The 12368-nt window shown below is 68.6% G+C and carries 13 protein-coding genes and 2 pseudogenes; 6 read left to right on the forward strand and 9 right to left on the reverse strand.

All coding sequences use genetic code 11. The features are described 5' to 3' along the window. Positions 1-95 precede the first annotated feature (95 nt). A pseudogene (locus ACWCQ6_RS23880) lies at positions 96-176 on the reverse strand (FBP domain-containing protein); the annotation flags it as partial. A gap of 71 nt (positions 177-247) precedes the next feature. Here ACWCQ6_RS23880 and ACWCQ6_RS23885 point away from each other — a divergent pair. Beyond that, positions 248-817 (forward strand): TetR/AcrR family transcriptional regulator, encoded by a 570-nt coding sequence (locus ACWCQ6_RS23885; protein ID WP_451092301.1) that lies wholly within the window; start codon positions 248-250, stop codon positions 815-817. 89 nt (positions 818-906) lie between these two features. Further along, positions 907-2085: a GDSL-type esterase/lipase family protein gene (locus ACWCQ6_RS23890; protein WP_451092303.1), complete on the forward strand. Its 1179-nt coding sequence runs from the start codon at positions 907-909 to the stop codon at positions 2083-2085. Between the two features lie 162 nt (positions 2086-2247). On the opposite strand, the gene ACWCQ6_RS23895 is transcribed toward ACWCQ6_RS23890, so the two are convergent. The 4 genes and pseudogenes from ACWCQ6_RS23895 to ACWCQ6_RS23910 form a co-directional block, all read right to left on the reverse strand. Continuing rightward, positions 2248-3252, reverse strand: coding sequence for a HEAT repeat domain-containing protein (locus ACWCQ6_RS23895; RefSeq protein ID WP_451092305.1), 1005 nt, complete (start codon positions 3250-3252; stop codon positions 2248-2250). A gap of 3 nt (positions 3253-3255) precedes the next feature. Beyond that, positions 3256-3927 (reverse strand): HEAT repeat domain-containing protein, encoded by a 672-nt coding sequence (locus tag ACWCQ6_RS23900; protein WP_451092307.1) that lies wholly within the window; start codon positions 3925-3927, stop codon positions 3256-3258. A gap of 209 nt (positions 3928-4136) precedes the next feature. Continuing rightward, the gene (locus ACWCQ6_RS23905; protein ID WP_451092309.1) at positions 4137-4778 is read right to left on the reverse strand and encodes a class I SAM-dependent DNA methyltransferase; all 642 of its coding nucleotides are present in this window, start codon (positions 4776-4778) and stop codon (positions 4137-4139) included. A gap of 414 nt (positions 4779-5192) precedes the next feature. Then, positions 5193-5714: pseudogene (locus tag ACWCQ6_RS23910) on the reverse strand (sigma factor-like helix-turn-helix DNA-binding protein); the annotation flags it as partial. On the opposite strand from ACWCQ6_RS23910, the gene ACWCQ6_RS23915 reads away from it, so the two are divergent. Continuing rightward, complete coding sequence (locus ACWCQ6_RS23915; RefSeq protein WP_451092394.1) at positions 5714-6025, forward strand: hypothetical protein; 312 nt, start codon at positions 5714-5716, stop codon at positions 6023-6025. The pseudogene ACWCQ6_RS23910 and the gene ACWCQ6_RS23915 overlap by 1 nt on opposite strands. A 278-nt stretch (positions 6026-6303) precedes the next feature. Here ACWCQ6_RS23915 and ACWCQ6_RS23920 read toward each other — a convergent pair whose 3' ends face one another. Continuing rightward, entirely contained in the window at positions 6304-6762 is a 459-nt protein-coding gene (locus tag ACWCQ6_RS23920; RefSeq protein ID WP_451092311.1) for a universal stress protein, read from the reverse strand. A gap of 389 nt (positions 6763-7151) precedes the next feature. Between ACWCQ6_RS23920 and ACWCQ6_RS23925 the strand changes: the two genes are divergently transcribed. Continuing rightward, positions 7152-7625, forward strand: a complete 474-nt coding sequence (locus tag ACWCQ6_RS23925) for a carboxymuconolactone decarboxylase family protein (protein WP_451092313.1) — start codon at positions 7152-7154, stop codon at positions 7623-7625. A 345-nt stretch (positions 7626-7970) separates the two neighbouring features. Here the strand turns inward: ACWCQ6_RS23925 and ACWCQ6_RS23930 are convergent, their stop codons facing one another. Beyond that, positions 7971-8420: a cupin domain-containing protein gene (locus tag ACWCQ6_RS23930; RefSeq protein ID WP_451092315.1), complete on the reverse strand. Its 450-nt coding sequence runs from the start codon at positions 8418-8420 to the stop codon at positions 7971-7973. Between the two features lie 283 nt (positions 8421-8703). Between ACWCQ6_RS23930 and ACWCQ6_RS23935 the strand changes: the two genes are divergently transcribed. Further along, positions 8704-9597, forward strand: coding sequence for an RNA polymerase sigma-70 factor (locus ACWCQ6_RS23935; RefSeq protein WP_451092317.1), 894 nt, complete (start codon positions 8704-8706; stop codon positions 9595-9597). Between the two features lie 182 nt (positions 9598-9779). Here ACWCQ6_RS23935 and ACWCQ6_RS23940 read toward each other — a convergent pair whose 3' ends face one another. Together ACWCQ6_RS23940 and ACWCQ6_RS23945 are read right to left on the reverse strand one after the other, a co-directional pair. Then, positions 9780-10379: a DinB family protein gene (locus ACWCQ6_RS23940; RefSeq protein WP_451092319.1), complete on the reverse strand. Its 600-nt coding sequence runs from the start codon at positions 10377-10379 to the stop codon at positions 9780-9782. A 163-nt stretch (positions 10380-10542) separates the two neighbouring features. Next, positions 10543-11316, reverse strand: a complete 774-nt coding sequence (locus ACWCQ6_RS23945; protein WP_451092321.1) for a hypothetical protein — start codon at positions 11314-11316, stop codon at positions 10543-10545. 252 nt (positions 11317-11568) lie between these two features. On the opposite strand from ACWCQ6_RS23945, the gene ACWCQ6_RS23950 reads away from it, so the two are divergent. After that, positions 11569-12078, forward strand: coding sequence for a GNAT family N-acetyltransferase (locus tag ACWCQ6_RS23950; protein ID WP_451092323.1), 510 nt, complete (start codon positions 11569-11571; stop codon positions 12076-12078). The last annotated feature ends 290 nt before the right edge of the window (positions 12079-12368 follow it).

Consider the following 12368-nt stretch of genomic DNA (forward strand, 5'->3'; position numbering starts at 1 on the left):
AGCACCGTCCCTGGGATCGGTGCTCATTGACCTCACGTACATGAACTCTGGCCCTCGGACATGCCGACGAGCTTGGCGGGGCAGGCGGGGCCGCTCGGCGAGGACAGGCGCTTGGCCTCTCCCTTGGTGCAGTTCACGAAGGCGGTGCGGATCTCCCGCGCGGCCAGAGGTCTCACAAAGGACACGCTGGTTTACCTAAGGCCTTTAGGCAAATGCATAATAGCCATAGCTGGATGGGAGGAAGATCATGGCCAGAGTGGGACTGACGCCGGCGCGTCTGACCCTGGCGGGAGCGGAACTGGCCGACGAGGTCGGTTTCGATCAGGTGACCGTCTCGGCGCTCGCCCGGCGGTTCGACGTCAAGGTCGCGAGTCTGTACTCGCACCTGAAGAACTCCCATGAGCTCAGGACCCGGATCGCGCTGTTCGCGTTGGAGGAACTCGCGGACCGGGTCGCCGATGCCGTGGCCGGGCGTGCCGGCAAGGACGCCCTGGCCGCCTTTGCGGATGCCTATCGCGACTATGCGCGGGAGCACCCCGGCCGCTACGCCGCCGCCCGCCTCAGACTCGATCCCGAGACGGCGGCCGCCAGCGCCGGAGTGCGGCACGCACAGATGACGCGGGCGATCCTGCGCGGCTACGACCTGACGGAGCCGGACCAGACGCACGCGGTACGGATGCTGGGCAGCGTCTTCCACGGCTACGTCAGCCTGGAGCTGGCCGGAGGCTTCGAGCACAGCGCCCCCGACTCGCAGGAATCCTGGGTGTGGATCGTGGATTCCCTCGACGCGCTGCTACGGAACCGGGCCACACCCTGACCAGCCGCCCGCACCGCCGGAGGCGGTCACCCGCGCCGGGCACCCGCGCATCCGAACGTTCCAGACATATTGGTCAACGGGCTGAGGAAATGAACACCGAGCACGACACGATCACCACACCTGTCACCACGGACATCCTGCGCGGCTTCCTCGACGTGGAAGCGACCGCGCACGGTCTGCTGCCCCATCGGCTGCCCGCCCGGGCACGTCGGCAGATCCCCGACGACCAACTGGCAGTGGCCGAGGCCCAGCCCTCCGGCGTGCGGTTGGTCTTCCGCACCCGGGCCACCACGATCGAACTGGACACACTGCCCACCAAACGCGTCTACCGAGGCTTCCCGGCCCCGGCGGACGGCGTGTACGACCTGCTGGTCGATGGTCGTCTCGCCGCCCAGGCCACGGTGGCCGGCGGCAACGTACGCACGATCACCGACATGGTCGCCCAGACCTCCGAGCTGTCACCTGGGCATGCCGGCACCGCCCGGTTCACCGAACTGCCCATGGGTGACAAGGACATCGAGATCTGGCTCCCGCATACGGAGATCACCGAACTGATCGCCCTGCGCACCGATGCGCCCGTCGAGAAGGCTCCGGACAGCGGGCGCAGGGTGTGGCTGCACCACGGCAGTTCCATCAGCCACGGCTCGAACGCCACTCATCCGACCGTCATCTGGCCGGCCCTGGCAGCCGCCCGGGGCCGGGTGGATCTCGTCAACCTGGGGTTCGGCGGCAGCGCGCTGCTCGACCCGTTCACCGCCCGTGCGATGAGGGACGCACCCGCGGACCTGATCAGCGTCAAGGTCGGCATCAACGTCGTCAACAGCGATGTCATGCGCCTGCGCGCCTTCTCCCCCGCGGTCCACGGCTTCCTCGACACCATCCGTGAGGGGCATCCGACCACACCACTGCTGGTCGTGTCCCCCATCCTGTGCCCGGTCCAGGAGGACACCCCCGGCCCTCTCGCACCCGACTTCGACGCCGGCTCCCTGCGGTTCAGAGCGACAGGCGATCCGGCCGAACGCGCTGCCGGGCGCCTGACGCTCAACGTCATCCGCGACGAACTCGCCCGGATCGTCGAGCAGCGGGCGGCCGACGACCCGAACCTGCACTACCTCGACGGCCGTGCCCTCTACGGTGAGAAGGACTACGCAGAATTTCCGCTGCCCGACGAAGTCCATCCCGATCCGGCAGGACACCGCCGCATCGGCGAGAACTTCGGGCGGCTCGCGTTCGGCGAAGGCGGCCCTTTCGCGACCGGGACCAGCTGACCGGGACCAGCTGACCGGGACCGGCTGACCAGGAACGGCTGCCTGGCACACCGCCCGAGCACCCGTGGCGCACCAGCCGATGCCGATGCCCTCGCCGAGAGTCTGATGCCGGCCATCGCCGAACGCTTCGGGCGCGATCAGTGTCCGGAGCCACCATGCCCGCTATCGCGTGTTGCGCAGCTTGAGAATGTACGTCGCGGTAAGCGCAACGGCACGGTCTTCGTCATGTGACAGATCCGCGAGGGCACATGACACCAGGCTTCCCGGGATGTCCGCGAGCGCCTGTGTCAGCCGTCGTCGCCCGGGCAGTTCAACGGTGTTGTGGGCAAGGCGGTCGACAAGCCCGGCAGCGATCCGGGCCTCCAGCGCGGGATCGCTCGCCAGCGTGCTCAGTGCATCGGCTGCGTCGGCGTCGTTGCTCCCCTCGACGATCATGTCGATGAGCGTCGGGACCGCGTCGGCTGCTCCACGTGCCCCGAGTGCCAGTGCCGCGTACCTGCGGACCACGATGTCGGGGTTGGTAAGAGCGTCGTGCAGCAATGCGGTCGCCTCACTGTTCGGAATCTCGGCGATGGACTGGACGGCACGCTTCCGTACCTCGGCGGCGGGTGAGCCGAGGCCCTGGGCCAGCAGTGCCGGCCCGTCCCCGCCCGATTGCGCCAGAGCCCAGCGAAGCGCTCCGGCGACGTTCGGGTCCGGCTCGCTCAGTACGGCCTCGACCAGTGCTTCCACCGGGACGGGCACTTCCTCGACCGCGGACAGGGCCGCGCGCTGCCGCGCTCCCGCGTTCTTCGACCCCAACGCCTGGAGGAGTGTGACGATCTGGAGAACCTCCTCCCAGCCGGCGGGTTCCGCGGCACCGATCCGACGGAGTCGCGTGAGCAACTCCGTCTCCGCTGCGATGCGGTCTCGCGTCCGGCGGATGAGGTCGTCGACGAGCTCCGCGGGCGCGAAGCCGGGGTCGTCGAGCGCGCGCCCGACATCGCGCAGCGACAGCCCCAAGGACCGCAGGCTCTCGATGTGGAAGATTCGCCGGATGTCCTCGCCGGAGTACTCCCGGTAGCCGGAGCCGGTACGGCCCGTCGGCCGTACCAGGCCGAGCGATTCGTAATGCCTGAGCATGCGGGCGCTGACCCCGGACCGCTGCGCGACATCACCGATCAACACTGCCTACCGCCCCTCCTCGTCGGCCCCGCCGAGGGCCACTATGCGCTTCGCCTCCTCGATCGCGAACTCGAATCCGGCATCCGGGTCGTGCCACAGCCGTTCCGTGGCGATCGCGTGCGCCCGCACGCGAGGGTCGGGATCCGTCGTCGCGGCGCCCAGTGCCGGCAGCATCACCTCCCCGAGCGCGATCAGCGCCCGGCTGAGGCTCAGCTGCGTCTCGCATTCGCCGCGTCCGAGCTGCGTCGCCAGCGCCAAGGCCAACGCGTACTCCTCGCCTTCGGGCACCAGCACGACCGCTGCCCGCCAGGCGCTCCGGGCCACCTCGTCGTCGGCGTCGGACAGCAGCGCCGGTGTGATCGCCGGCCACGCCTGCCGGTCCCCGATCTTGGACAGCGTGTGCAAGGCCTGGCTCCTTGCCTGCACACGCTCCGAGCGGACTTCGCCGAGAAGCACCGGGACCGTCATCGATGCGGCGTGGCGGGTGAGTGCCCACGTCAGCATTTCGCGTACGTAGAACTCGGGCTCGACGGCGCATCGCTCGATGAGCTTGCCGACGAACCCCGGGTCCGGGGTCGTGCCGACCGTCAGCGCTGCCTGCAGCCGGACCGACGAGTTGTTGTTCTCCAGCCCCTGGAGAACTCGCGTCGTGTTCGTGCCCTCTTTCGGCATGGTCATCAGGACCACCTCCTCGGCCACAGTGAATTCCTTGTCACTGTGTCAAGGTCAAGCGCCTGAGCCCTTGTCCGGGTACGGCGTCCGCGCACCCGACCATCGGCGTCGTCCCACGGCCGGCCGTTTCCGCACCGCCCGCCGAATGTCACGGACGCCTTCCCTGCCGAGCCCTGGCCACCATTGAGGTTCAGGGTTCCCCGGCCCGCCGGGAGTCACTTCCCTGCGCGCATCAGCAGATGCCCCCGGCGGAACCGTTCCCCCTCACATGGTTCGCGCAGCATCCGGCCGACCTCGGTGAAGCCGGCCTCACCGGCCAGCTCCGCGAGGTCGTCGACAGGCCATCGGTAGGCCGTCGTCACCTTGTGGTCGAACGTCGTGATCGGCTCGCCCTCCGACTCGAAGAAAGCAAGCAGAAGAGCTCCGTCGGGCGCGAGTACCCGACGGAACTCGGCGAAGTACTGGCGCACGCCCTGCGGTGGGGTGTGAATGACCGAATACCAGGACACGATGCCCTGCAACTGTCCATCGGTCAGCTCCAGGGCGTCCATGGAACCGATCTCGAACCGCAGGTCCGGGTATGTCTTGCGGGCGAGATCGATCATCACCGGCGACAGGTCGACACCGAAGACGTCCAGCCCCAGATCCCGCAGGTGGGCAGTGACAGGTCCAGGGCCGCATCCCAACTCGGCGACTGGCCCGGAACCAGCGGCCCGCACAGTCTCGGCGAACGCGGCGAGCACCGCGCGATCCAGCGGAAGAGTGTGGAGGTCATCGCGGGGCAATTCGGCATAGAGAACAGCGATGGCATCGTAGGCATCAGCTGTCACACGGTGATACGAGGAAATTTCAGTCACGAGCGAGGACACTAGAGCCTGTCGGCCGCGCCCTCCCTTCGCCATGGCTTCGGTGTCCGGATGGCATCAGTAATTGGCAACTTTGTGCGAGGCGGAGAGGACTGCCGGTGTGGCGTTTTGCCGTACGGCGGTGATCACGCTGTTCCTTCGCGGACGTTGCGGCACCGCCATGCGTCGGACTGCCCCGCCCATCCCCCGGACACGACGTCCTCGTTCTCGTACCTCCGGCTCTGATCGCGCGGGCTGTCGGGCGGTGACCCGCCGTGCGACGCCCGCCAATGCTGCCGACCGCCCCGGACGGTGACCAGCGGCACAAGGCGCGCCGAAGTCCCCACCGCCGTCGGCTCGATCTGTGACAAGTCCCGTCCGACCGCCCCGTGCTCCGGCACCCACGCCTACCCCGGTCCGGCACGGTCATCGTCCGGCAAGCGCCCACGGCCGCAGCTTCTCCGGGTTGCGGACCGCCCAGATCCGGGTGACGCGCCCGTCGGAGACATCGAACGAGGCCACGGTCATGACGGCGCCGTCGCGCTGGGCGACCAGGCCCGGCACACCGTTGACCGACCGCTCCATGAGTTCGAGCCCTGGGGCCTTGTCGGCAATGGCGACCATGTACTGGGCGATGCGCGCGCCGCCCTCGACCGGGCGCAGGACGGTGCCGACCATGCCGCCGCCGTCGGCGGTCATCACGGCGGCCGGGTCGAGAAGACCGACGAGGGCTGCGATGTCGTTGGTCTCCCATGCCTCTTTGACGCGCCGCACCACGTCGGTCCGGCCGGTCGCCGTCACCGGAGCGCGCGCGACGCCCACCCGCCGCCGGGCGGAGGCCGCCAGTTGCTTGCAGGCCGCGGGGGTTCGGCCGAGAACCCCGGCGATCTCGGCGAACGGGTACCGGAAGACATCGTGCAGGACGAACGCCACCCGCTCCGCGGGCGATCGCTCTGCAGACCCTGACCATTTTCCTTCAGGCGGTCTCCGCCGGACTGCTGCTGACCGCGTCCTACGGAGAGACGCTGCACAGTGTCGGAGCCCGTGTGATGTACGGGGCATCGATGCTGTACGTGCTCGCGGCGGTGCTGGCGTGGAAGCCGGGCGGCGGCTCGCCCCGGCCTGTCTGGCACGCGTCGGGTTTCCTGGTACTCGCCTCGGCCCAGGTCGTGCTCGGCATCGCACACGTCCCGTCGGTCCGTCTCCCCCTGGGCGTCCTGATGTTCGGTCTGAGCGTGCTGGCTCTGGCTCGGCGCTGAACTCCGGTACGGGGCTTCGCGTCCCGGGGCCGGGTACCACGGTGCTTCCTCGGTCCGTCCCTCCCCGATGAGATTGTCGACGAGCCAGAAACTGCACAGGTCGAAGTCGCCCTCGTCGCCGGGCAGGCCGTCGGAGGTCTCCTCGTGCGAGTAGCGGTAGAACAGCCGGTCACCTGCTGACAGGCGCTCGGCGATGGCTCTGGTGGTCGCCACCATCCGCGGGTGATCGACCGACACGGCTCAATGTCATCCTGCTGTATCGGCGGCTCGTCACGGGTTCACTGGTCACCATCACGGACCACGACGACCGGACAGGCAGCGTGCTGGGTGCAGTGCTGGGCCACCGATCCCAGCAGCAGCCCCGAGAAGCCCCCGAGACCGCGGCTTCCGACCACCAGCATGAACGCGCCGCGGGACGCTTCGAGCAGCACACCGGCAGCGGTTCCGTAGCGAGCCTCCGTACGCACCTCCACCGGCGGCTGCGATCCCACGGTCTCCTCGATGGCTTCCGCGAGTTCTCTGCGCGCCCGGCCCTCCAGGGCCGCCTCGTCGCTGCTCGACGGGGGCAACCAGCCGAGCGCGCCGTGGAACTGCGGAATGTCCCAGGCGGTCACTGCCTCCACCACACCACCGGTCAGCTCCGCCTGACGCACGGCCCAGCGCAGGGCCTGCTTCGACGACTCCGATCCGTCCACCCCGACCACGATGCGGCCGGTCTCCTCGTGCTGGTCAGCCATGGTTCCTCCGCTGCTCGATGGCGGAGGACGACTGCACGGGCCCGCGGTCCGCCGCCGCCTGGCCCGGCCTCCAGCCTCAGGCCGACCGCGCAGTCCGCGCAGTCCGAGAGGGCCGGACGGGGGCCGGGCCACCGGTCACGGCCCGTCTGCGGTGTCAATCGAACACGGTGTGTACAGGCAAGGTCGTTCCCTGCCGGTGCGGCGCAGGGTTACGGAGACAGCGCCTGCCCTTCCGCGGACGTGGCGGCGGGGCACAGCACGAACGCACGTCATGACAGAAGCGCACATACCCTCCGAAATATGATGCAGGTCACACCGCCTGTCCGTCACATTTCACCGGACGGCCCGGTCAACAGTGTGAATCCGCACTACGGCGAGGAGAGCACACTATGGATGCGCGTCTCAACTACTTCGGCAGTGCCCTTGGGCTCAAGCTCATGAAGCACATCAATTCGGCCAACAAGGTGGTCGTGGACTCGACACTGCCGCACGCGACACAGGAACTGGTGAAGATCCGCGCGAGCCAGATCAACGGCTGCGGCTTCTGCACCGACATGCACACCAAGGATGCCACCCACGCGGGCGAGACCGCTCAGCGCCTCAACCTGGTGGCGGCCTGGCGGGAGGCCACGGTCTTCACCGACGCCGAACGTGCCGCGCTGGAGCTGACGGAACAGGGCAGTCGGATCGCCGACGCCGCCGGCGGGGTCACCGACGAAGCCTGGGAGAACGCCGCCAAGCACTTCGACGAGGACCAACTGGCCGCGCTGGTCGGCCTCATCGCCGTCATCAACGCCTACAACCGCATCAACGTCATCACCCAGCAGCCTGCCGGAAGCTACCAGCCCGGCCAGTTCGGCTGAGCCGCCGGGCACGTCGGCGGACGTGCCGCCCGCCTCCTCGTCGCCCCTTCCCCGGCCTGCGACAAAGAGGCGGGCTTCCGGGTTCATCGAAGCAACGAACAGAGAAACCTCATCTCCAGCTCCGCACCACTGCGCTTCTCGGGCCACGTCGCCGTCGTCACGGGCGCGGGATCTGGCATCGGCCGGGCCACAGCCATCGCCCTCGCAGCGTCGGGGTCCGGTGAACGCCGTCGCGCCCGGTCCGACCGCGACCGACGGCCTGGCGACCGCGGCAAGATGAGCAGGAGCAGCAAGGCTGTCATCGGCGCACGGTGATACCGGGGTGCCCGGCCGTCGCCGGTGGTCTCACTCGGTGGGCCGCGGCGCACGCAGATGGACGCGCTGCTCCAGTTCCTCCTTGGGAACGAGTTCGAGCATGGGCTTTCCCGGCGCACACATCATGGTCACCACGAACCGGGTACGCGCGTCGCTGAGCGCGTTGCCGTCCTGGTAGTGGATCACGTCGCCGCCCGGCTCCCAGAACGTGCCACCGGCCCCCACCACCCGCTCGGGTTCGCCCTCCAACTCGAAGCGGACCGCGCCCTCGACGACGTACCCGAAGGCGGGCCCGGAGTGGCGGTGCGGCGGGGTTCCCGGGTCGCCGGGCTCCCACTCGATCTGGACGGTCATCGCCGAGGCGCCTTCGGGGATCGTCAGCGGCGCGGCGTCCTGAAGCACTTGCGCCGCGGTCATCCAACTCTCGGACGCCGCCCGGTCGCCGGCTCCGTGCATGTGCGCTGCGTGATTGTCCGACACTGTTGTGCACCTTCCGTGGGCCGCCATGTCATGGGTGGGGCGCTCCGTGTGCCACGTACTCGGACGCTGCTCCATGACCGTTCGCAGTGCTGACCGAACAGCGTGTGGATCTGTGACATGTACGAGGTCCGAGAGGGTCTTGGCAGAGGAGAAAGGCGCCCTGCACGGACGCGAGAAGCAACCAGCAGCCGGAGAGCTGCGCCGACCTGGCTGCGTTCCGCTGAACGAACGCCCCGCTCCGCCCGGTTTGTAAGATGACGGCGATCAAGCCGAAGGGGCGACCATGCACACTGGCGACGACGCTTCCCTCAACAGGGCGACGAAGGACTTCCTCGCCGTACGCCCCCAGCTGTTCGGCATCGCCTACCGGATGCTCGGCAGCGCGGTGGAGGCCGAGGACATCGTGCAGGACGTCTGGCTGCGCTGGCAGGCGGCCGACCGGGAGAACGTCCTCGAACCGGCGGCCTTCCTGACCACGATCACCACCCGTCTGGCCATCAACTCCGCCCAGTCCGCCCGGGTGCGCCGGGAGTCGTACACGGGTCCGTGGCTGCCCGAGCCGGTCAGCACCGACCTGGACCCGCAGGTGGGGGCGGAGCGGGCCGAGGCCGTGGAACTGGCGGTCCTGCTGCTCCTCGAGAAGCTGAACCCGGTGGAACGAGCCGCCTACGTGCTGCGCGAGGCATTCGAATACCCCTACCGGCAGGTCGCGCACATCCTGGAGACGACCGAGGCCAACGCCCGCCAGCTGGTCAGCCGGGCGCGCAAGCACCTGGCCGCCGAGCGCAGGGAGCGGGTCAGCCCCGCCGACCACCGGCGCCTGCTGGGAGTGTTCCTGGACGCGGCACGGACCGGGAACCTGACAGTGCTCGAAAAGGTCCTTGCCGCAGACGTCATCAGCTACTCCGACGGTGGTGGGATACGCGCCGCCTCGAAGATCCCGGTCGTCGGACGAACGCACGTCTCCAAGTACCTCCTGGCTTTCGCGCCGCGCTTCTGGCCCGGGTCGGAGCTGCGGTGGACGGAGGCCAACGGGCTGCCGGCCGTGCTCGTCTCCTCCGCCGGGAACGCTGTGGCTCTGCTGTCCGTGGATGTGTCCGTGGAGGGAATCGACCGGATCATGTGGGTCATGAATCCGGCCAAGTTGTCGCCCTATGTGGCCTCCTTGAACAGTTGAGCGCCCGGACTCGGTGTCTCAGCAAGAAGTCGTGGCCCCGCGAGTGTCACAGGAGCGGTGCTCGTCCAGGGCCGGCTCACCGGGTGGGCGGCCGCCTGCTCGGAGCCGCTGACCGCGCTGCCACGCTCGGCGGGCGAGGTGGACGCGCGGCGGCCCGTCGGCGGGAGCAGGGCAGAGCAGGATCAGCCGTTGTCGGCTTCTCGCGCTACCCGCTCCAGCCGACGCCGGTGCTTCTCCCACCATGCCCGATCTTCTGGTGGCATGCTGTCGTTGCCCTCCTGGCATCCGACGGATCCATCAATGAGCTCTCGCACGATGTCGGCGTGGCCGGCGTGCCGTTGGGTGTCGGAGATGACGCGCACCAGGATGTGGTTCAGCGTCACCTCCCGCCGCTCCTCCGGCCACCACGGGACGTGTCCGATCGCGTCGAGCTCCAGCGTCGCAATCGTGCTGTTGGAGTGCTCCCACGCCTGGTGGTACAGCCCAACGATGTCTTCGCGCGACTCGTCCGCGGTGGCCCACATGTCCGCATTGGGTTCTGCGTCCTCCGTGTACCACCAGGGCGGCGGATCCTCGGCAAAGAACGGCCGCCCGAACGTGTCACCGAAGTACCCCAGCTCCACGCCTGCGATGTGCTTGACCAGCCCCAGCAGGTTCGTACCCGTGGGGGTCAGCGGGCGGCGGATGTCGTACTCCGAGAGCCCATCGAGCTTCCATATCAGGGCGTCGCGCCCCTCCTGCAGGTAACGGAGAAGATCCGCTTTCGGGTTCGGTTCGATCATGCCGGGCAGTCTTGCACCCGGCACTGACAATCGGGCTCGACGAGATGGGACATCAGGGTTCAGGCGGGTGCTGAGCTTGAGCTTCAGCCTCCGGTTCTGCGCGACGTCGAACCAGGACCACCTGCCGTCGGAGTTGGATCGGCTGCGATGGTGTCGGGGGTGTTCATGCCTCTGTGCGGAGCCAGGTGTTGCCTGCGCGGAGCCAGAGGGAGCCGTTGCGGCCTTGGCCGCAGCGCATGACCACTCGCCCGGGCACGCGAAGCGTGCGGCGGCTGGTCACTGCCCAGGTGGTGCCGTCGAGTTCGGCACGTACGAGCTCGACGGACCGCTTGTTGTGGTTCCGGCGGGTGAGTACCGCCCGGTTGCCGCGGACCGCGAACCCGTCCGGATCGGGGACGGGGCTGGGAGAGCTGGCCACCTCGCCGGTGGATGGAGAGATCTGTGTCAGGAAGGTGCTGCCCCGGCTGCTGCCGGAGTACCAGACGAGCCACACCATTTCGTTCGCGGTCGCGGCGGTGCAGCCTTCCAGCGGGTGGTCGGGCAGCCGTCCCTCGGGGACCCAGGCCGTCCGGCCCTGGATGTTCCAGCCTGCCAGGCCCGCTCCCGACTCGGGGTGGCCGCCGTAGATGCCTTCGTCTCCGTAGGCCGTCCAGATGCCGCCGTGGACGTCGGTGACCAGGGCAGAGATGTCATCGCCGACGCAGAACTCCGCTTCAGGTCTCCCCTGCGCGGAGAACACCACAGTGTTGGACGTCCACGAGCCCTCGGTCTCGTTCCGGAACGCGCGGCCGCTCACCAGCAGGAATCGGGAATCCGGGAGCAGGGCCAAGTGGCTGGGCCGAATCCGGACGTCCTTCACGGGGGTGCGCCGCTCCTCCTGCCCCCTGACGGTGACCAGCTCACCGGCGAACGGGACGGCCGGCCTCCAGACCAACACCCGACTACGCAATGCGGGCGCGGAGGCCATCACCATCGTCGGCACCGAACATTAAATACCTTTACCAGTAACCTAATTGACTGCCCATTCGTGAGCCTGATGAGTTATGTCTCAGCACTTACGCTTTCCGGGTCGGGCCTCGCCTCCGCCAGGGAGGCTTTTTTCATGCCCTGTACCGTCCACGGGCCGGCTGAACGACCCCGAGATGCCCAGCCCACCGCCGAACCGCACCGCTTCACACGGAGGAGATCCATGACCGATGTATCCGTGCGCCTCGCCGATCCGGATGACCGGCCGATACTGGAGCGCCTCTGGCTGCTGTTTCGACATGACATGTCGGAGTACAGCGGTGTGCTGCCCAACCCGGACGGCACCTACCGAAGCGATCGGCTCCACGCCGCCCTCACCCAGGCCGACTGGGCGCCCTACCTCCTGACCAGTGACGCGTCCCCCGTTGGTCTCGCCCTCGTCCGCAGCCTCACCGCCCCGACGCGCGTGCTGAACAGCTTCTTCGTGGTTCGTGGTGTACGTAGGGCGGGGATCGGGCTGCGTGCCGTTCGGGAGGTCGTGGCGAAGCACCCCGGGCCGTGGGAGGTCGCCTTTCAGCAGGGCAACTCGACCGCGGTCGCCTTCTGGCGTCGCGTTGCCACCGAGATCGCCGGCAAGGCGTGGGCCGAGGAACGCAGGCCGGTACCGGGGCGCCCGGAACTGCCGCCCGATACCTGGATCTCGTTCACTGCCCCGTCCGAGGCCCAGGGCTGAACATCGAGTGCTGTGTTGCTGGTCGTGATCGACGGACGCCTCACAAGGGTCCCGGCAGATCGTCGGGGTGGTGTCGGCCGGCGCCCGGTGGTCGGGCTCGGAACCTGGGAACTTCGGATCGCCGCCGCCGGCCGGGCGCCCGGGCTTCGCGTGCGCAGGTCCCACACGTCACTGCGATCAGCGTTGAATCCCCAGAACGGCCGAACCATGCAGATGGACGCCGATCAGGTCGGGACGCAGTCCGGTAAGGACCTCCGAGACCTCGGCAACGTGCCCAATGACATCGGAAG

This window comes from Streptomyces sp. NPDC001880, assembly GCF_053594575.1.

Bases quoted from the DNA above. Each gene is read 5' to 3' on its own strand.
- ACWCQ6_RS23885 (WP_451092301.1), top strand. From the start codon at position 248: ATGGCCAGAGTGGGACTGACGCCGGCGCGTCTGACCCTGGCGGGAGCG.
- ACWCQ6_RS23890 (WP_451092303.1), top strand. From the start codon at position 907: ATGAACACCGAGCACGACACGATCACCACACCTGTCACCACGGACATC.
- ACWCQ6_RS23900 (WP_451092307.1), bottom strand. From the start codon at position 3,927: ATGACCATGCCGAAAGAGGGCACGAACACGACGCGAGTTCTCCAGGGG.
- ACWCQ6_RS23920 (WP_451092311.1), bottom strand. From the start codon at position 6,762: ATGGCTGACCAGCACGAGGAGACCGGCCGCATCGTGGTCGGGGTGGAC.
- ACWCQ6_RS23925 (WP_451092313.1), top strand. From the start codon at position 7,152: ATGGATGCGCGTCTCAACTACTTCGGCAGTGCCCTTGGGCTCAAGCTC.
- ACWCQ6_RS23935 (WP_451092317.1), top strand. From the start codon at position 8,704: ATGCACACTGGCGACGACGCTTCCCTCAACAGGGCGACGAAGGACTTC.
- ACWCQ6_RS23940 (WP_451092319.1), bottom strand. From the start codon at position 10,379: ATGATCGAACCGAACCCGAAAGCGGATCTTCTCCGTTACCTGCAGGAG.
- ACWCQ6_RS23950 (WP_451092323.1), top strand. From the start codon at position 11,569: ATGACCGATGTATCCGTGCGCCTCGCCGATCCGGATGACCGGCCGATA.